This is a genomic window from Mycolicibacterium psychrotolerans (genome assembly GCF_010729305.1).
Classification (GTDB): domain Bacteria; phylum Actinomycetota; class Actinomycetes; order Mycobacteriales; family Mycobacteriaceae; genus Mycobacterium; species Mycobacterium psychrotolerans.
Genome location: NZ_AP022574.1, coordinates 3,524,923 through 3,543,085, shown reverse-complemented (window position 1 = coordinate 3,543,085; position 18,163 = coordinate 3,524,923). Strand labels below are relative to the sequence as shown.

The window sequence follows — 18,163 nt, the reverse complement described above, 5'->3', positions numbered from 1 at the left end:
CCGCATGCTGGAGTGGTCGTCACGGCGAGAGGAGACCGGTGTGAAGGTGCGGTTCGGGGTCAGCCTCGGGGTCGACGTCGGTGCGGACGCACTTCCCGGGTTCGTCGACCAACTGGAGTCGGCGGGTATCGACTCGCTGTGGTTCTCCGAGCTGGTCTATTCACCCGCGATCGATCCCGTGGTGGGAATGGCGGTCGCGCTCGCCCGGAGCCGCCACCTCAAGGTGGGCACGTCGGTCGCGGTGCTGCCCGGGCGCAACCCGGTGCTGGTCGCCAAGCAGCTCACGTCCCTGGCCGCACTCGCCCCCAAGCGGGTCCTTCCGGTGTTCGGGCTGCGCTCGGCACTGCCCGTCGAGCGCGACCTGTTCGTGGTGCCCGAGGGAAGACGCGCCGCGGTGTTCGACGAGTCGCTGCACCTGCTTCGCCGCGTGCTGTGCGAAGACACCGTCACCTTCTCCGGCGAGTTCTTCTCCGTCCGCGACGCCACGGTGTTGCCCAAACCGGCTGGGCTGCTGGATATCTGGCTCGGCGGGTCGTCACCGGCGGGATACCGGCGCATCGGGGCCTACGGCGACGGCTGGCTGGGGAGCTTCCTGACCCCGGCGGAGGCCCGGGAGGCGGTGGGGCAGATCCGCATGGCCGCCGCGGCCGCCGAGCGGGAGGTGCCCGAGGATCACTACGGCATCAACCTGGCGGTCGGCGACGGCGAGCTGCCGGCTCCGGTGCGAGCCGCGATCCGCAAGCGGCGTCCGGACCTCGATCCGGCCGAGTTGGTGGCCGCCGACTGGGCGCAGCTGCACCGCCTGCTCGACGGCTACATCGCCGCGGGGCTCATCAAGTTCGTGATCCGGCCCGCCGGCACGATCAGCACCGAGGATTTTCTCGACACGTTCGTCAAAGAGCTTCTGCCGCGCCAGAATTGACAAGAGCCGCCGGATCGCACCCAAGTACGCGCCCGGCGTGCCAGACTGCGCAGCATGATCGAGATACTGCACGACATGCCGCCGGGGGTGGCCGGGATCCGGGTCTCGGGCCGGCTACGGGGTCAGGATCTGCGCGAGTTCCGGCCCGCGATGGACGACATGCTGGCGACCGGGGAGATCCGGCTCGTCGAGGTCGTCGCCGACGACTACGACGGGTTCGGCCCCGGCGGCCTGGCCGAGGATCTGCGCCTGGGGCTGGGGGCGCTGATCCGCCATCACGCGGCGTTCCGGCGCGTCGCGGTGGTCACCGACAAGGAGTGGGTGGTGCACGCGCTGCACGCGTTCGCCTGGATGGTGCCCGGCGAGATCGCGCTGTATCCGCTCGCCGAATTGGACCAGGCCGCCGAATGGGCGGCGGGCTGAAACGATGACCCTGGACCGCGCCGCCCTCGTCGCCGGCGGCATCCGCCTCTCCTCGGGGATCTCGTTCCTCGTGGATCCGCTTCGCGCCAACCGGCTCTGGGGGGACCCGGGAGATCCGCCCCCGACCGCGCGGTTGCTGCTGCGCTCCATGGGATACCGCGACGCGCTGATCGGCGCCATGCTGATCGCGGCGGCACTGCAGCAGCGAGACACCCGCGGCTGGTTCCTGGCCTCGGGCGGCGCCGACGCGGCTGATCTCCTCGGCGGGATCAGCGTGCACGATCAGTTGGGCCGCTCCCAGAAGGCGATCGGGCTCGGCGGCGCGGTGGTCGGCATCGGCGTCGGGCTGTGGGGGGCGCTGCGCCGTCCGCGCCGCACCGACGCCTGAATCACCGCCGCGCGAGCAACCAGGCCCGGCCGTCGGCTTCCCCGCAGGCGACGACATCGAGCGCGCCGAACGCACGCTGCAGCTCACCCGGCGCCGCCCGGTACCGGCTGGGGGCCGCGCCGACCTCGCTGAGCGCACTCACCGCCACCAGCCCACCCTCGCGGACGCGGTGCTGCATCGGTTCGTCCAGGCGCCGATCGCGAAAGTTCGCGCACAGCAACACATCCACCGGGTCGCCGGGCGGTAGCCCGCCATCGAGGTCGGCCACCGCGAAAAGCGCGCCTGCGCATCCGCACCGCTGCGCCAGCGCGCGGGCCTCGGCGATGGCCACCGGCGAGATGTCGTAGCCGCGGACCGTCACGCCGCGCCGCGCCAACCACACCGCCGCTGTTCCGCGCCCGCACGCCACGTCCATCGCGGTGCCGGTGGTGGGGAAGAGGTGAGCGAAGGGCCGGAAAACCGTTGGCAGACACACGTCGTCGGGGGATGCGGGCGGCATACCGCGGTAGCGCCGGTCCCAGCGGTCACGGTCGTCGTCGGACACGCCGTCATGGTAGGCGCCGGCGCTGGAGGGTCACCGCTCCACGGCCCGGATCCGGATCGGGCCCCGCCAGTCGGTGTCGGGGTCGAGCACCTCGCCGCGCTGGGTGATCTCGACCAGCCCGGACCGGGCCAACGAGCGCGCTGTGTCGCGGGCGTCGTCCATCAGAGCGCGCCAGCGCTCGCCCCCGACCGCGCGGGCGGCGTCCGACGGGCAGGTGCTGCTGCCAGGACCGCGATGTCCCGCCAGCGCCCGGATCGCGAACCCGAGCCGCGTGCCGACGGGGGCGTCGCCCAGCGCGGCGCGCGCCGCGTCGGCATACCGTCCGGACCCGTCGGCGATCCCCACCAACTCGTTGCGCAGCCGGTCCGCCATGGCTCCAGTCAAGCAGCCGGTGTGTGATCGGCCACAGCATGCGTTTATCCCACACACGTTGCGGTTAGTTCTTAGCTGTACTCATTGAACTGCGGGCCGACGGGCCCGGGATGGGAGTTCTACCGATGAAGTTGACTCAGATCCTCGCCGGCGCAGCCGTCTTCGGCGGCCTCACCGCCGGTGCGATGGGAATCGCCGGAACCGCTGCCGCCCAGCCGGGGTGGACCCCGCCGCCGGTTCCGCCCGCCGGACCGAGCACCGGCACCCCGCCGGCCTCGGCCCCGCCGAAGCCGGTCGACCCGGTCTGGGCCGCGGGCAACCCGCAGGTCTGGGATCAGGGCTGGCAGCACTGGGGCGTCTGGCTCAACGGCGTCTTCGTCCCGACGTACTGATCGACACCAGGCGACCACCGCAGATCCGCACGGGTCTGCGGTGGTTGCTTTCTCATGAGACGACAGCGGCCGGGACGCAGAGTGACTGCGCCCCGGCCGCTTTCGGGCGACGAGGTCAGACCCCCAGCGTGCGCTGGATGTCCGGCTTCATCGCGTTGAGCTGCGCACCCCAGTACCCCCAGCCGTGCGTGCCGTTGGCCGGGAAATTGAAGGTGGCGTTGCGGCCACCGTCGCCGGTGTAGGCCTTCTGGAACGCCTTGTTGCTGTCCTGGGTGATGCTTTCCAGCACCTGACCCGGGATGTCGCCGCCGCCGCCGAGGTCTCCCGGCCGGCCGTTGCCGGTGTACACCCAGATTCGGGTGCCGTTTGCCACCAGGCGCCCCGCCTGCAGTGTCGGATCGTTGCGCTGCCATGCCGGACCGCCGCCCGGACCCCACATCGCCGTGGCGTCGAAACCGCCCGCGTCACGCATCGCGAATCCGACCAGCGTCGGCCAGATGCCCTGGGACAGGTTCAAGAAGCCCGACAGCGAACCGGCGTAGCTGAACTGACCGGGATGGTAGGCCGCCATGATCAGCGCCGCACTGCCCGACATCGACAGACCCACGACGGCGTTACCGCTGGGGGAGATGCCCTTGGTGGCCGCCAGATACGCAGGCAGCTCGGAGGTCAGGAACGTCTCCCACTGGTAGTTGTAGGTCGTGCCGTTCCCGACAGCGGGCCGCTGCCAATTCGTGTAGAAGCTGGACATCCCGCCGACCGGCATGACCACCGACAACCCGGACTCGAAGTAGTTCTCGAACGCCGCGGTCTCGATGTCCCAGCCGCTGTTGTCGTCGCGTGCCCGCAGCCCGTCGAGCAGGTAGACCGCCTTGGGCCCGCCGCCCTGGAACTTGACCGGGATGTCGCGCCCCATCGCCGCGGACGGAACCATCAGCGTCTCGACCGGCAGCCCGGCCCGTGAATACGCACCGGCCGTCGCCGATCCACCGGCCACGGCGACCAGACCCGGCAGCAGCAGCGCCGCCATCGCGCCGGCGAGCAGCCGGCGCCTGAAGTTGAGCAGAAATTTCATTCGTGTATTGCCGTCCTCTACAGCGCGCGCCCTTGCGGGCGCGCGTCACGGGATTGCCTGGTTACGGTCGGCACCGCGGTGCCGAGGATGCCCTTGCTTCACATCCGCCCGCGCCGAGTACTTCGTCACGTGACGTATCGGCGTTACTCCCCGCCGGGTTTCGTCAGAAACCGACCTCGCCGGGTACTAGCCTTCCCCTGATGAGTCACGGTCGCCCGAGGGTGCTGATCATCGGCGGGGGTTTCGGCGGATTGTTCTGTGCGCGCCGGCTCGGCGGCGCGGACGTCGACGTCACCCTGCTCGACCGTGCGGCGGGGCACCTGTTTCAGCCGCTGCTCTACCAGTGCGCGACGGGCAAGCTCAGCATCGGCCACATCAGCCGTCCGCTGCGCGAGGAATTCGCACGCCACCGCAATGTGACGATCCTGCTCGGTGAGGCCGTCGAACTCGATCCGCACGCGCGCAGGCTCACCGCGATGCGGCCCGACGAGTCACGGTTCACCCTCGACTACGACGTGCTGGTCGTCGCGGCGGGGATGCGCCAGTCCTACTTCGACAACGAGAGCTTCGCGCAGTGGGCGCCCGGCATGAAGACCCTCGACGACGCGCTCAGCATCCGGCAGCGCCTGTTCACCGCGTTCGAGATCGCCGAGACGGTGCCACCTGGCCCCGAGCGCACCGCGTGGCTCACCTTCGCCGTCGCCGGAGGCGGGCCGACCGGGGTGGAACTGGCCGGACAGATCCGCGAAGTGGCCACCCAGACGCTGGCCAACGAGTTCCACAGCATCGAGCCCGAGGACGCCCGGGTGCTGCTCTTCGACGGCGGCGACCGGGTGCTCAAGACGTTCGCCCCCGATCTGTCGGCGAAGGCCACCAAGACACTGGAGAAGCTCGGCGTGGAGTTGCACATGCGCGTGCACGTCACCGATGTCCGCCGCGACGGGGTCACCGTCACCCCCAAAGGCGGCGGCGCGGCCGAGCACTACGAGGCCCGCACGGTGCTGTGGACCGCGGGCGTCGAGGCCGTGCCGTTCGCCCGGCACATCGCCGAGGTGCTCGGGGTCACGACCGACCGGGCCGGCCGCATCGCGGTCGCGTCCGACCTGTCGGTCCCCGGGCACCCGGAGATCTTCGTGATCGGCGACTTGGTGGGCCGCGACAACCTGCCCGGTGTCGCCGAGAACGCCATGCAGGGCGGCCTGCACGTCGCCACGTGCGTCCGCCGGGAACTCGCGGGCCGGCCCCGCCGCGACTATCGCTACCGCGACCTCGGGTCGGCGGCCTACATCAGCCACGGGAACGCTCTGCTGCAGGTCGGACGGCTGAAGATGTCGGGGTTCCCCGGCTGGCTGGCCTGGGGCGTGCTCCACATCGCCTTCCTCACCGGCCTGAGCAACAGGGTCAGCACGGTGGCGACCTGGCTGGCCACGATCGCGCGGACCACCCGCTATCACCGGGCGTTCATGCTCGGTGCCGCCAATACTCCCGAACAGCTCTACACGTGGTCGAACTGCGACGAATCGGTCGACGGGAGTGAAACGGCCGTGGCGGGGCACCCGTCGGGGATGACGATCTCGACTGATGATGTGCACCGCCTGCTGACCGCTGATTCCGATGCCCTGCTGGTTCTGATCGAGGGCCGCGCCGAGGTGATCCCGCGCGAGGCGCTCGACGACGACGCGTTCCGCGGAGCGATGGAGGTGATCTCGCGATCCACGCTGCTGGAGCGCACGGGCGGCACCACGGACCTCGATGAAGCCGAGCTCTCCGCGCAGGCGGCGGCGCTCGACACGGCGGTCACCGAGTTGGGCGGCTGATCGGGCGACCCCTGGAGACCGTCGGCGGCCCATTGAGGACCTTGGTCCGTACCGCGGCAGGGTCTGCGCGCTTAGCGTCGAGCGTGGGGGACCACACCGCTCGAAAGGACCCATGATGACCCAGGTATCCGAAACACCGAAGCCCGCAACGCATTCCGGTGAGCTTCTCGATGACGTCCGTGAATCGGCCAAGATCGGCCAGCACGCGGTCGCCGAGGCGCTGCGACTGTTCCGGCAGACGGTCGACGAGGCGGTTCCCGAGGCGGTCCAGCCGCTGCGGAACAAGATCGTCGACGCTGCCATCGAGCTCGCGGACACGCTCGTGGCCGCTCAGTACCAGTTCAACCGCAACCTGGTGCGCAGCGCCGACCGGGCGTTGAGCAGGTCCGACGAGGAACACGAGTAGCCGACCATGCGACGGCTGCGCACCGCAGCCGCCGCTGATCGATGAGTCCGGTGGACCGCTGAGGTCCATCCCTCGTGATGGGCGAACCGACAAGCACGCCGATGATCATCGTCGCCGGACACCTGATGGTCGATCCCGCCGACCGGCAGTCCTACCTCACGGGTTGCGCGACCGTGGTGCGGCAGGCGCGGGCAGCGCCCGGCTGCCTCGATTTCGCGATCTCCGCGGACCTGGTGGACCCCGGCCGGATCAACGTCTAGGAGCAGTGGGAATCCCCGGCTGATGTCGAGGCGTTCAGGAGCAGCGGTCCCAGCGACGAGCAACTGGCCGCGATCCGGTCCGCGTCGGTGGCGGAATACCGGATCAACGGCGCCCGAACACTTTTCGGCTGATCACCCGACCCATCACCCTCCGTTGGCCATCGCGGTGACGCCATCGCCATGGTGAGGACACCAGGATCATGGTGAGCGAGCCTACGACGAACGCGGGGAATGCGGGGCGCACATTCTGGCGTTACAGCATCATTCCGGTGGCATGCCGGTCAGGACACCGTCGAACCGCGTTTCGCCACGGCTCTGACATGAGTATGGAAGTGGCTGATTCACAATGGATTTCAAACTCGAGGTCGTCATCGTGCCCGTCTCGGACGTCGACAAGGCACTGTGCTTCTACCACGACCGGCTGGGCTGGCGGCTCGACGCCGATTTCACCGTGGCCGACGGCTACCGCATCATCCAGGTGACCCCACCCGGCTCACCCGCCTCGGTCATCTTCGGCGACGGGGTCTCCGGTGCCGGCCCCGGGTCGGTCGAGGGACTGCTGTTGGTGGTCGACGACATCCTCGCCGCCCGCGAGGAATTGCTGGCCCGCGGCGTCGAGGTGAGTGAGGTGTTCCACGACGAGTCCGGGGTGTTCAAGCGGGCAGGCACCGTCGGCCGCGTCGCCGGGCCCGGCGCGCAGGGGGGCAGCTACACCTCGCTGGCGACGTTCGGCGATCCCGACGGAAACGAGTGGGTGCTCCAAGAGGTGACCACCCGACTGCCCGGCCGCTGAGCCCGACGCTACCGGGCCGGGCGGCCGGCCCGGCCGCCGATTCGCGGCACCCCGGCCAGCAGGCCGCGCTGTGGCACCCCGAGGATCGGCTCGGCCGCGACGCCGAGTTCGGCGAGCACGTCGTTGGCGGCGAGAACGCCCGACATGGCCGACCGCTCCATCAGTCCCGACAGATATCGCGTGTCGACGTAGTCGCCGGCCAGACGCAGCCCGCGCGCATCGGTGCGCACCCCCGGCCGCATCCCGGCCGAGCCGGGCGGGAAGGCGGGCGCCGTGGCCTCGAGCCGATCGTGGGTGTGCAGGATCGTCGCGTCGACGGTCTCCGGCCACAGGATGGCCAGCTCGCTGCGCAGCGCGGCGGCGGCGCTGGCGGCGTCGGGCAGGCGGCACGAATACGAGTGCAGCTCGACGATCGAACCGCCCGTGTTCCGCGCCCATTCGATGCTGGGCTCCTCGAGGCGGGAGTACACGGCGATCGAGTCGAGCGTGGGCTGTCCGCTGACGGCGCTGAACGGGGCGCGGTTCGGCGCGACGTCGCGGTCGAACCAGATCCGGCTGACCGCGAACGGCGGCGCCACCACGAGGTTGTCGCAGCGGCGGGCGAGCAAAGGGGCGGCCTGCGCCGTCGCTGCCGAACCGCCGACCAACGATGAGAGGGCCCCGGGGTCGAGAGCCAGGATCAAGTGCCGGGTGTCGACGGCGTCGCCGTCGGTGGACACCCGCCAGCCGTGGCCCTGCGGCTCCAGGGACGTGACATGTGCACCCATCCGCACGTCGGCGCCGTGCCGCTCCAGGTGGTTCCGCAGCGGATTCCAGATCGCGGTGGCGTAATCGGTGCTGGGCACGTCGAAGCCGATACCCTCGGGGTTACCGAGGAAGTAGTAGTGGAACATCGCGACGAGCTCGGCCGCGGACAGCTGACCCTGGTTGCAGAAGAACGACCGCGCGAAGGCCTCGAAGAGCATGGTTCTGCTGCGCTCGCTCATCCCGAACCCGTCGAGGAATGTCGCAGCGTCGACGTCGTCGAACTCGGCGTAGGTGGTCGCGCGGTCGTAGGCGAGCAGCGCACGCCCGGTGTCGGCGTCGGCGGTCATCAGTTCGCGGCGTGTGAGGCTCTTGGAGCGCAGCGCCAGCGCGAGGAGGTTCAGCGGCGGCGCGGCGGGCAGTCCGGACAGGTCTTCGGCGGGCCAGTCCGCCGAGATCACCGGATAGCTCTTCACCGGCGCGAGGAATGACAGCTCGGGGTCGGCGCGGCGCAGGATCGCCCGCCACGTGTAGTAGTGCCGGAAGAACGCGTGGAACCCGTGCTCGATGATCTGCTCGGCGCCGTCGGGAAGGCGCTCGGACCACGCGCCCAACCGTCCGCCCAGGTGATCGGCCGCCTCTAGCAGGGTGACCGCAACCCCGCGCTCGGCGAGCACGACCGCCGCGGAGACGCCCGCGATGCCGCCGCCGACGATCACCGCCTCGGTGCCCTCGGGCGCCTGATGCGGCTGCAGCGGGTCGGGCGTGACCAGAGACCGCGGACGCATGCGCAGCGGAGCGGCGCGGCTGGTCAGGGCATTGGTCATGGCGACGGCTCCTCGGGAATCGGTGGCTGCCGGCGGGCCCGCCGCAGCACGGCGACCACTTCGATCGCGAACGGCACGGCGACGACCCCCATCAGCACGCCCCCGGTGAGCGCGGAGCCGGGCAGCCCGAAGAAGGCGGCGTGGGCCATCGCCGAGGAGAAGTAGACCCACAGGTACAGCGCGGCCGCCGGCCACGAGGGCGTCGAGGCCCGCGACGGCGGGAGAAGCAGGTGCAGGGCCGTCATCATCACGAGGGAGACCAACAGCCACCCGGCGTAGTTGGACAGCGGGATGTCCGGGATGAGCGGCAGGGTGGGGTGCGGGTCCAGCCAGGTCCAGTGGCCCGCGGCGACCATCTGCGGGTCGAGGAACACGTCCCATGCCGTCAACGCGTAGGCGGCGACGGCCACCACCGCGGGGCCGCGCCGCACCAGGGTGCGGCCGACCACCAGCGCCGGCCACGCCATCATCACCCAGGCCATCGGCACGATGACCGGGACACCGACGAGCTCGGTGCCCAGTGTCCCGGTGTAGCTGTAGTGCCCGAACGGCCACCCGGTGGCGACACCGACCGACTCGGCGACCAGACCGCCGCCGCCTGCGACCACGGCGAGGGTCAGCGCGCCGCGCAGCCCGTGCACCCGGCCGGTGTCGGCCAGCGAGGCCAGGAAGAAGATGGCGACGCTGAGCACCGTCACTTCGGTGCGCCACGCCTCAGGCATCAGGGGGTAGAGGATCTGCACGGCGATGGCGGACGCCACCATCGTCCACACCGCATGTCCGGAGCGCACCGGCGCGAGGGGCACCGCAACCGCCACCCGCAGAACCTCCACTTTCCAGTCTGTCAGCCGCCGCGGCGCATGCCGCCGAAGCTGGCTTCTACACCTGGCATCGTGGGCCTGCGTAGAGTTTGCAGGTGCCCGATGCGCGCCCTGCCGAAATCCTACGCGCCGTCGTGGCCGCCGGATCCGCGCTCGCCTGCCTGGGTACCGCTCATGAACTGCTCAATCTTCGGCTGCTGCGGCGGCTTCCCGATGATCCCGCTTCGGTCGGCGCGGTGGTGTCGGTGCTGATTCCCGCCCGCGACGAGGCGCACCGCATCGCACCGACGATCCGGTCGGTGCTCGCCCAGCGCGGCCTGACCGATGTGGAGATCCTCGTCCTCGACGACGGCTCCACCGACGGCACCGCCGAGGCGGTCCGCCGGGCCGCGGACGACGATCCGCGGCTGAAGATCCTGACCGGGTCGCCGACACCGCCGGGGTGGCTGGGCAAGCCGCACGCGTGCGCCCAGCTCACCGCCGCCGCGCGCGGCGAGATCCTGGCGTTCGTCGACGCGGATGTCGTGCTCGCCCCGAACGCCGTCGCCGCGGTCGCCCCTCTGCTGCGCGGCCCCCGCGCGCTGGCGCTCGTCAGCGCCTGGCCCCGACAGGTGGCCGTCGGGGTGCTCGGGCGCCTGTTGCAACCGCTGCTGGCGTGGTCGTGGCTGACCACGCTGCCACTGCGCCTGGCCGAGCGGTCCCGCCGCCCGTCGATGGCGGTGGCCAACGGGCAGTTCCTGGTGGTCGACGCGGCGGCACTGGCCCGAGCCGGCGGCTGGCAGGCGGTGGCGGGCGAGGTGCTCGACGACATCGCGCTGGCGCGGGCAGTGCGCACGGCCGGGGGCCGCACCGGCGTCGCCGACGGGTCGGCGGTCGCCACCTGCCGGATGTACGCCACGGGGCGCGAACTCAGCGAGGGGTACCGCAAGTCGCTGTGGGCGGCGTTCGGGTCACCGGCGGGGGCGGTCGCGGTCGTTGCGGCGCTGTGCGTGGTCTACGTCGTCCCCGCGGTCGCGGCGGTGGCCGGGTCGCGGGTGGGTGCGCTGGGTTACGCCGCGGGCGTCGTGGGCCGGGTGTCGGCTCGGCGGTGGTGCGGCCGCGGTGCAGTGGCGGACGTGCTCGACGCAGCCGCGCATCCGCTGTCGATCGTGGCGTTGACGGGTCTGCTCGCGTCGTCGTGGGCCGGGCGGTTGCGCGGCACCCTGCGCTGGAAGGGGCGGCCGGTATGAGTCGGGTGGTGGTCGTCGGGGCGGGTCTGGGCGGGCTGGCCGCCGCGGCCCGGCTGGCCGCGCTCGGGCACCGCGTCACCGTGTGCGAGGCGGCACCGACGGTGGGGGGCAAGCTCGGGGTGATCGAGCGTGAGGGGTTCGTCTTCGATACCGGCCCCTCGCTGCTTACGCTTCCGGGCCTGCTCACCGACTTGTTCGACGACACCGGCGGCCCGGCGGATCTGGCGGTGACACCGGTCGACCCGGCCTGCGCGTACCGGTTCGCCGACGGCACCGAGATGCTGCTGCCCCACGACGGCGCGCAGATACCCGCCGCGATCGACGCGGCGCTGGGCCACGGTGCGGGGGAGTCGTGGCGGCGGCTGCATGAGCGGTCCCGCCGGCTGTGGGATCTGGTCGCCGAACCCGTTCTGCGACAGCCGGTTTCGCTGACCCGGTTGGCGCGGATGAGCATTTGGCCTGCCGACCTCCGGGCGGTGGCGCCGTGGCGCACCATCGACGGGCTGGGCCGCGGCGCGTGCACCGACCCGCGACTGCGGATGTGGCTCAACCGCTACGCCACGTACTCGGGGTCTGATCCGCGTCGCACACCGTCGGTCCTCGCGGTGACCGCGTTCGTCGAGCAGGAGTTCGGTGCGTGGTACGTGCCGGGCGGTCTGCGCCGCATCGTCGAGGCGCTGGACCGCCGCTGCGGCGACCTGGGTGTCGAGATACGAACGGGCACGACGGTGGACGAGCTGCTGATGACGGGGAGACGGGTCAGCGGGGTGCGGTGCGCAGACCGGGAGATCCCGGCGGACGCGGTGGTCAGCGATGCCGATGCGACGCTGCTGTACGGGCGGCTGATCGACCGCGCGCCGACGCGGATCACCCGGGCGCTGCGCCGCACGCCCCGGTCGATGGCCGGGTTCGTGATGCTGCTCGGGCTGTCGGGTCGCGTGCCGGGTGCGGCGCACCGCATCTACTTCCCCGACGACTACGACGCGGAGTTCGACGCCATCTTCGGCCCAGACCCGCGCCCCGTGGTCGACCCGACCGTCTACGTGCACGCCCCCGACGACCCGGCGCTGCGTCCCGACGAGGACTCCGAGGGATGGTTCGTGCTGGTGAACACACCGGCGCACGACCCGGCGCGCGGGGTCGACTGGGACTCCGACGGTGTCGCCGCGCGTTACGCCGACCGGGTGCTCGACGTGCTTGCCGAGCGCGGCGTCAACGTTCGGCCGCGGCTGCGCTTCACCGAGATCATCACGCCGGCAGACCTCGAACGCCGCACCGGCGCGCCGGGCGGCGCGATCTACGGCACCGCGTCGCACGGACCGCGCGCCGCGCTGCGCCGGCCGGCCAACCGCAGCCCGGTCCCGGGGTTGTTCCTCGTCGGCGGGTCGGCGCATCCGGGCGGCGGCATCCCGCTGGTGCTGATGTCGGCCGAGATCGTCGCCGGACTCATCGGTCCGGCGGGAACGACGCCGGCATCGAGCGCCGGACGCCGCGCAGCAACTGGGCCAGCCCGACGAGCCCAACGGCGGTCCACACGATCGTGAACATGCCGGCCCAACTCCAGCCCAGCGGCGGCACGCCCTCGGGGAACGCCGCCGCGCCGCCGGCGGCCAGCCCGACCACGATCAGGCGGGTGGGTCGCTCGGCGACGGTGACGCATCCGACGCCCGGCATCCCGACCGCCTGGGCGCGTGCCCGCAGGTACTCCAGCAGCAGCACCAGCGCCACCGCGGCCAGCACCCATGCCGCCGGCGCGCCCAGGGCGTACAGGGTGGCACCGAGCAGCAGATCGCCGATCCGGTCGGCGACCGAGTCCACGACCGCGCCGAGCGGACGGGCCCGTCCGGTGCGCAGTGCGACCGCGCCGTCGAGTCCGTCGAGGATGCCCGCGAGCAACACCAGCGGGACGACGGCGACGGGCCAGCCCGGTCCCGCGACGGCGGCCCAGGCCGCCGCGAGCGCGCCCACGCCGGCCACCGACAGCACGTCGGGCGGTATCCGGGCGATCGGGCCGGACGCCAGCACACGCACCATTCGCAACCAGCCGCGCACCACCGGCGACGGCTGCACGCCACCGTGCAGCTGCGACCACCCGGCGTCGTCGGCGCCGCGCGCGGGGTCGTCGGATGTCATGGGGCCAGCCTGCCAGCGCGCGCACCCGACGGCGGGGGACATGCCGTGAGTCGGCTGCGCCAGTTCGCCTCCGGTGTACGGACCACCTTCCCGGGCAGCGACCTCGCCCTGTGGGCGGCGGGCGCCACGTATTTCGGTGTCATCGGTCTGGTCCCGCTGGCCCTGGCGGCGTTGTGGGCCGTCGGCGCGCTGGCTGGGCACGACACGGTGACGACGGCGATGAACGCCGGGATCGACGGCCTGCCCGGCGGTCACGGCACCCCGGAGGCGTTACGCACCCTGACCCGGGTGGCGCTGTCGATGTCGTGGGTGCAGGCGCTGGTGGTGCTGTTCCCGGCGAGCCTCTACGGCGAGGGACTGCGGCGCGCGTTCGTGCAGATGACGGCGGCGCCCGACACGCTGACCGGCTGGCGCGGCCGGGCAGGCCTGTTGGGCGTGGCCGCGGTCGCGCCGTTCCTGGTGCTCGCGGTGCTGTTGTCCGCGCCGTACGTCGGTCCGCTCTACGCGGGCGGCGGATGGTCGACGGTGTGGGGCGTGATCGCGGCGTTCCACATCGTCTGGATCACGGTGTCGACGGCGCTGCTGGGCGTGTTCGGGTTGATCGGTCCTGGACGAATCGGGTGGCGGGCGCTCGCGGTGGGCGCCTTCGGCACCGGCTCGATCCTGGCGGGCTTCCTGCAGGGTTTCGTGCTGTTCCTGGCGATCCCGATCCCGTGGTCGGCGCCGTTCGGCGGACTGCCGATCGTCGGGGCCGTGACCGCTCTGGCGCTGTGGCTCTACATCATGCACATCCTCGTGCTGTGCGGATTCCGCGCCACCGTGGTGCTCGATCAGCTCAACCGCACCGGCTGAGCTGCCATCGGGTCAGTCCGCGCTCGACAGCGCCCGCACCGACGGGGGAACGGGGATGCCGGCAGGCACGTCGGGCGCCGGGCGGGGCGCTCCCGCCCGGACCGTCAACGGCACCACACCGGCCCACGCACCGCTGGCGACGTCGTCCTCCGGGTCCTCCGACCAGCCGTCACTGACCTTCAGCGACCAGTTGTCAGCGCCGATGTCGAGCCGCAGCGCCAACGTCGCCGCGACCTCTTTGCGTGTGCTGGGCCGTAATTCGGCCACCCGGCCGGGGATGAACGCGTCGGTCAGCGTCTCCAGGTACCGCACCTTGTCGGCGTCGGGTACCGGGGTGAAGGTGCCGAACAGCGCGGCACTGCGGTAGTGGAAGGACGACTCGAAGCCGCTGCGCGCCACCACGATGCCGTCCAGCGTGGTGACCGAGACCGCCGCCGGGGCACCCGCGGCGAGTGCGCGCAGCCACGGCGAGCCGGTCGAGCCGTGGATCACCAGTTCGTCTGCGACACGGGCGAATCCGGTCGGGAAGATCGCAGGATGACCGTCGCTGATGACAGCGACGGTCGCCAGCGGCGTGCTGTCCAGCAGCGCATACAACTCGGCGCGGCTGTCGCGCTGCTTCTCCGGCAGCCTGGTCACCCGGGTGGACGGTGTCATGGCGTCAGGCTAGCGACTCCGGTCGACTCACACGTGCGAGGTGGCGTGGTCGTTGGTCTGCAATGGCGGCAGCAACGCGGGCTTGACGAGGTGCCCCCGCAGCCGGCCGTTCGACGTGCGGAACAGGCAGGTCATCGCCTCGACGATGCCGCGAACGTCGTCCCGGGCGGTCAGGTAGGTCCAGCGGTGGGACTCGGGAAGGGCGAAGAACTGTTCGAAGAACCCGGGCACCTCCGCCGGGGGCATCCGCAGCAGCGCTTCAAGGCCGACACGCCGCACGTGGTGGACCACCCGCGCGGACAGCGGCCACACGGTGTTCCGCGCCTCCGCCAGTGCGCGGTCCGGGTCGTCGGGCAGGTGCGCGGCGAACGCTGCGGCCACCTGCGGCGCGAGCCGCAGCGACGCCGCCAGGCTGAAGCCGGTCGCCGGGTGGATCAGCGGCGCCGCGGCGCCGAACCCCAGCACGCCGGGCGCGCGGTGCCGCGGTTGATCCACCGGGAACGCCACCTTCTCGGTCGCAACGCCGTCCGGCGGGATGACGCCGTGGTGCGCCAGCCGGGCGTAGAGCCGGCGACGCAGAGTGGACATCGGCAGACCTGGCCGGCGGGCCAGCGAGGTCTCCTCCAGCAGCACCCGCCCGCCGCCGAGGGGGACGACGTAGAGGAAGGTGGGCCAACCGGCTTCGCCGTGGTCCTGCCGCCAGTCCATGAACAGGGCCTCGCCGGGGACGATCAGCGGTGCGGCAGCGGCTTCGTCGACGAACACCCCGTAGGCCGTCTGCGCTGCCCGGGTGCGGCGCTGCCGCCGGGCGTTCAGCGGACGCGCCTGACCGCCGGCGTCGACAACGACCGACGCGCGCAGCTGCGACCCGTCGGCCAAGGTGACCGCGCCGTTCCCGGATGCGCCGACCACGCGCCCGGCGTAGACGGTGACACCGGCCAGCCCGTCGGTGAGGTGGCGCTGCAGGGCGGGCACGTCCAGGACGGCGTACTCCCAGCCCAGGTGGTGGTCGGTCAGCGCCGTCACCCGGCCGGCGGCCCGTGCGGCCACCACGTCGGCAGGCAGATCGGCGAGCAGTTCCCGGCTCCACATGCCGTAGGTCGCGGTCCACGGCCGGCCAGGGGCGAGGTCGACCAGACCGGTGGACAGCCCGACCCGCCCGCAAGCGCCGGCCAGTGCCGTCCCGGCGGGGCCGCCGCCGACCACCAACACGTCCATCTGTCCCATCATCGCCCCACAAGCTCGTCGAAAGGACACCGAGCGTCGGCTGTCTCGTCCGCGAAGGTAGCAGTTCGACGGGCGAGGCGGCGCCGCCGAAGGGTTCGATCCCGCCGTTGGCGGTTATCCGGGTCGCATGGTGGCTCTTCGCGGTGGTACGCCGGTGCCTGCCCGTCGTGGCGGTCGGACTGGTGAGCGCGTTCGTCCTGAGCGTTCTCCAGTGACGGCGATGAGTTCGCCCGCCCGCGGCAGTCAGAATCGTGGTTGACCGAACGAGCGCAACGGAGGCCCTGTGCCCAGAACCAACCTGTCGATGTCGATGTCCGCCGACGGCTTCGTCGCCGGGCCGAATCAAAGCCGCGATCACCCCCTGGGCGTCGGTGGCGAGCAGCTCCACCGCTGGCATCTCGGCCCCGCCAAAGACGATCCAGTCAACCGGCAGGTCGTCTCCGACATGATGGACGGTATCGGCGCGACGATCATGGGCCGCAACATGTTCGGGCCCATCCGCGGCGACTGGACGGGCTCCGTCTGGACGGGGTGGTGGGGTGAGGAGCCGCCGTACCACTGTCCGGTGTTCGTCCTGACCCACCATCCCCGTGACCCGATCGAGATGGCCGGCGGAACGACCTTCCATTTCGTCAGCGACGGCATCGAATCGGCTTACGCTCGAGCGCAAGCCGCCGCCGGGGACAGGGACATTTCGATCGCCGGCGGCGCATCGTGTGCCCGCCAGGCGATCGACGCGGGACTGGTCGACGAGATCGATCTGCAGATCAGCCCGGTGATCCTCGGCTCCGGCGAACGGCTCTTCGACGGCTTCGACGCCGGTACACCCGAACTCGAACTCGAGCGGGTACTCGACGCGCCGGGGGTGGCCCATCTGCGCTTCCGCGTCATCCGGCGGGCCACACCTGCATCGGTGACATCCGACTGATGGCCATCGCACTCGAGAACGTCGGCATCGCGGTCGCCGACCTGGAAGCGACGATCGCCTTCTTCACCGATCTGGGGCTGGAGGTCGTGGGCCGGGACACCGTCAGCGGAGAGTGGACCGACACCGCGGTCGGTCTGGACGGCAATCACGCGAAGATCGCGATGCTGCAGACGCCCGACGGTCAGGGCCGCCTGGAACTGTTCGAGTACATCCACCCGGAGGCGATCCCGTCGCCACCGACCCTTCCCCACGAGATCGGCATGCACCGGGTCGCCTTCTCGGTCGACGATATCGACGACGCCCTGGCGATCGCCGCACGGCACGGCTGCCATCCGCTGCGCGGCGTGGCGACCTACCGGGACCTCTACAAGCTCACCTATCTGCGCGGGCCCAGCGGCATCCTTGTGATGCTCGCCGAGAAGCTGACGAAGGAGTGACACCGAAATCGCCTCGGGTCAAGCATTGTTGAGCGGATCGAGCTGCTCTGCGGTCACGTCGTCGGCCGCGGTCGACCTGCTCAGGGCTTCGAACCGTTCGTCGTCAGCGAGCAGCGCACGCCCTGCGGCCGTGGCGTAGTCATAGGCGTCGGGCCCGACCAGAAGCCGGGCCGGCGGCTCGGCCATGTCGACGATCTGCAGCACCAGATCGGCAACCTTGGCGGGATCGCTGGCACCGATGCTGCTGGATCGACTCATCCGCGCCGCCGCGCCGACGGTGCTCGCATACTCATCGCGCACCTCGTCGATCCGCATCGACGAGCCGGCCCAGTCGGTGCGCATGCCGCCCGGCTCCATGACGGTGACCTTGATGCCCAGTGGGGCGACTTCGGCAGCCAGCACGCCGGAGAATCCGGTGACGGCCCACTTGGCCGACTGGTACGCGGCGAGGCCGGGGCGCGTCAATCGTCCTCCTGCAGAGGAGATCTGGACGATGTGGCCGGACCGTTGGGCCCGCATGACCGGTATCGCGGCCCGGGTCAGCCGAACGACGCCGAAGAAGTTCGTGTCGATCTGCGCCGTGAAGTCCTCGATGTCGACGTCCTCGATGGCGGCCATGTTCGCATAGCCGGCGTTGTTGACCAGGACGTCGAGCCGCCCGAATCGCCGGACCGCGGTGGCGACGGCGGCACGGGCGTGGTCGGCGTCGGTGACGTCCAGTTCGACCACGGCGAGCCGATCCGGGTGTCGGGCGGCGAGGTCGGCAAGTGCGGAGGGCGACCGCACGCCGGCGACGACGCTGTGTCCGGCGCCCAGCGCCCGGTCGACGAGGTGACGTCCGAGGCCCCGGGAGGCGCCCGTGACCAGAAAGACCTTCGATGGGTTCGTCATGACAATCCCTTTCCTGTGATGGTGG

At 71.3% G+C, this 18,163-nt stretch carries 21 protein-coding genes and 1 pseudogene; 13 read left to right on the top strand and 9 right to left on the bottom strand.

All coding sequences use genetic code 11. The annotated features are described in order from the left end of the window. Positions 1–40 precede the first annotated feature (40 nt). The 3 genes from G6N45_RS17360 to G6N45_RS17350 are packed head-to-tail and all read left to right on the top strand — an operon-like array spanning position 41 to position 1,733. The gene (locus tag G6N45_RS17360) at positions 41–922 is read left to right on the top strand and encodes a TIGR03854 family LLM class F420-dependent oxidoreductase (protein ID WP_163723377.1); all 882 of its coding nucleotides are present in this window, start codon (positions 41–43) and stop codon (positions 920–922) included. A gap of 54 nt (positions 923–976) precedes the next feature. After that, entirely contained in the window at positions 977–1,345 is a 369-nt protein-coding gene (locus G6N45_RS17355) for a SpoIIAA family protein (protein ID WP_163723376.1), read from the top strand. A 4-nt stretch (positions 1,346–1,349) separates the two neighbouring features. Continuing rightward, positions 1,350–1,733, top strand: a complete 384-nt coding sequence (locus G6N45_RS17350; RefSeq protein ID WP_057148023.1) for a DUF4267 domain-containing protein — start codon at positions 1,350–1,352, stop codon at positions 1,731–1,733. 1 nt (position 1,734) lies between these two features. Here the strand turns inward: G6N45_RS17350 and G6N45_RS17345 are convergent, their stop codons facing one another. Further along, complete coding sequence (locus tag G6N45_RS17345) at positions 1,735–2,277, bottom strand: class I SAM-dependent methyltransferase (RefSeq protein WP_246228710.1); 543 nt, start codon at positions 2,275–2,277, stop codon at positions 1,735–1,737. Positions 2,278–2,307: 30 nt separating this feature from the next. Beyond that, entirely contained in the window at positions 2,308–2,649 is a 342-nt protein-coding gene (locus G6N45_RS17340) for a DUF3253 domain-containing protein (RefSeq protein WP_163723375.1), read from the bottom strand. 125 nt (positions 2,650–2,774) lie between these two features. Between G6N45_RS17340 and G6N45_RS17335 the strand changes: the two genes are divergently transcribed. Further along, the gene (locus G6N45_RS17335; RefSeq protein WP_163723374.1) at positions 2,775–3,041 is read left to right on the top strand and encodes a hypothetical protein; all 267 of its coding nucleotides are present in this window, start codon (positions 2,775–2,777) and stop codon (positions 3,039–3,041) included. 115 nt (positions 3,042–3,156) lie between these two features. Here G6N45_RS17335 and G6N45_RS17330 read toward each other — a convergent pair whose 3' ends face one another. Then, a complete protein-coding gene (locus G6N45_RS17330) occupies positions 3,157–4,116 on the bottom strand; it encodes an esterase family protein (RefSeq protein WP_163723373.1) in 960 nt (319 codons plus the stop codon). A 200-nt stretch (positions 4,117–4,316) separates the two neighbouring features. Here G6N45_RS17330 and G6N45_RS17325 point away from each other — a divergent pair, with 200 nt between their 5' ends. The 4 genes and pseudogenes from G6N45_RS17325 (at position 4,317) to G6N45_RS17310 (ending at position 7,392) form a co-directional block, all read left to right on the top strand. Next, a complete protein-coding gene (locus G6N45_RS17325; RefSeq protein ID WP_163723372.1) occupies positions 4,317–5,933 on the top strand; it encodes an NAD(P)/FAD-dependent oxidoreductase in 1,617 nt (538 codons plus the stop codon). A gap of 115 nt (positions 5,934–6,048) precedes the next feature. Beyond that, positions 6,049–6,339: a hypothetical protein gene (locus G6N45_RS17320; protein ID WP_163723371.1), complete on the top strand. Its 291-nt coding sequence runs from the start codon at positions 6,049–6,051 to the stop codon at positions 6,337–6,339. 101 nt (positions 6,340–6,440) lie between these two features. Then, positions 6,441–6,731: pseudogene (locus G6N45_RS17315) on the top strand (putative quinol monooxygenase). Positions 6,732–6,945: 214 nt separating this feature from the next. Then, positions 6,946–7,392 carry a VOC family protein gene (locus tag G6N45_RS17310; protein WP_163723370.1) on the top strand — a complete coding sequence of 149 codons (447 nt, stop codon included), beginning with the start codon at positions 6,946–6,948 and terminating at the stop codon, positions 7,390–7,392. Between the two features lie 8 nt (positions 7,393–7,400). Here the strand turns inward: G6N45_RS17310 and G6N45_RS17305 are convergent, their stop codons facing one another. Next, a complete protein-coding gene (locus G6N45_RS17305; RefSeq protein WP_163723369.1) occupies positions 7,401–8,963 on the bottom strand; it encodes an FAD-dependent oxidoreductase in 1,563 nt (520 codons plus the stop codon). Beyond that, positions 8,960–9,781, bottom strand: coding sequence for a carotenoid biosynthesis protein (locus G6N45_RS17300; RefSeq protein WP_246228709.1), 822 nt, complete (start codon positions 9,779–9,781; stop codon positions 8,960–8,962). The genes G6N45_RS17305 and G6N45_RS17300 overlap by 4 nt, the downstream gene beginning before the upstream one ends. Before the next feature lie 98 nt (positions 9,782–9,879). Between G6N45_RS17300 and G6N45_RS17295 the strand changes: the two genes are divergently transcribed. Continuing rightward, positions 9,880–11,013 carry a glycosyltransferase family 2 protein gene (locus tag G6N45_RS17295; RefSeq protein ID WP_197746845.1) on the top strand — a complete coding sequence of 378 codons (1,134 nt, stop codon included), beginning with the start codon at positions 9,880–9,882 and terminating at the stop codon, positions 11,011–11,013. Next, on the top strand, positions 11,010–12,557 hold the full coding sequence (locus tag G6N45_RS17290) for a phytoene desaturase family protein (RefSeq protein WP_163723368.1): 1,548 nt from the start codon (positions 11,010–11,012) through the stop codon (positions 12,555–12,557). Before G6N45_RS17295 ends, G6N45_RS17290 begins: the two co-directional genes overlap by 4 nt. Here the strand turns inward: G6N45_RS17290 and G6N45_RS17285 are convergent. Then, a complete protein-coding gene (locus G6N45_RS17285; protein ID WP_163723367.1) occupies positions 12,460–13,146 on the bottom strand; it encodes a CDP-alcohol phosphatidyltransferase family protein in 687 nt (228 codons plus the stop codon). The genes G6N45_RS17290 and G6N45_RS17285 overlap by 98 nt on opposite strands. A gap of 45 nt (positions 13,147–13,191) precedes the next feature. On the opposite strand from G6N45_RS17285, the gene G6N45_RS17280 reads away from it, so the two are divergent. Next, entirely contained in the window at positions 13,192–13,998 is an 807-nt protein-coding gene (locus tag G6N45_RS17280; protein ID WP_163723366.1) for a YhjD/YihY/BrkB family envelope integrity protein, read from the top strand. Between the two features lie 12 nt (positions 13,999–14,010). On the opposite strand, the gene G6N45_RS17275 is transcribed toward G6N45_RS17280, so the two are convergent. Both G6N45_RS17275 and G6N45_RS17270 read right to left on the bottom strand, forming a co-directional pair. After that, the gene (locus G6N45_RS17275; RefSeq protein WP_163723365.1) at positions 14,011–14,655 is read right to left on the bottom strand and encodes a pyridoxamine 5'-phosphate oxidase family protein; all 645 of its coding nucleotides are present in this window, start codon (positions 14,653–14,655) and stop codon (positions 14,011–14,013) included. Between the two features lie 27 nt (positions 14,656–14,682). Next, the gene (locus tag G6N45_RS17270; RefSeq protein ID WP_246228708.1) at positions 14,683–15,873 is read right to left on the bottom strand and encodes a lycopene cyclase family protein; all 1,191 of its coding nucleotides are present in this window, start codon (positions 15,871–15,873) and stop codon (positions 14,683–14,685) included. 292 nt (positions 15,874–16,165) lie between these two features. Here G6N45_RS17270 and G6N45_RS17265 point away from each other — a divergent pair, with 292 nt between their 5' ends. Together G6N45_RS17265 and G6N45_RS17260 are read left to right on the top strand one after the other, a co-directional pair. Beyond that, on the top strand, positions 16,166–16,810 hold the full coding sequence (locus G6N45_RS17265) for a dihydrofolate reductase family protein (RefSeq protein WP_163723364.1): 645 nt from the start codon (positions 16,166–16,168) through the stop codon (positions 16,808–16,810). Beyond that, positions 16,810–17,247, top strand: coding sequence for a VOC family protein (locus G6N45_RS17260; protein WP_163723363.1), 438 nt, complete (start codon positions 16,810–16,812; stop codon positions 17,245–17,247). Before G6N45_RS17265 ends, G6N45_RS17260 begins: the two co-directional genes overlap by 1 nt. Positions 17,248–17,265: 18 nt before the next feature. Here G6N45_RS17260 and G6N45_RS17255 read toward each other — a convergent pair whose 3' ends face one another. Then, entirely contained in the window at positions 17,266–18,138 is an 873-nt protein-coding gene (locus tag G6N45_RS17255) for an SDR family NAD(P)-dependent oxidoreductase (protein ID WP_163723362.1), read from the bottom strand. Positions 18,139–18,163 lie beyond the last annotated feature (25 nt).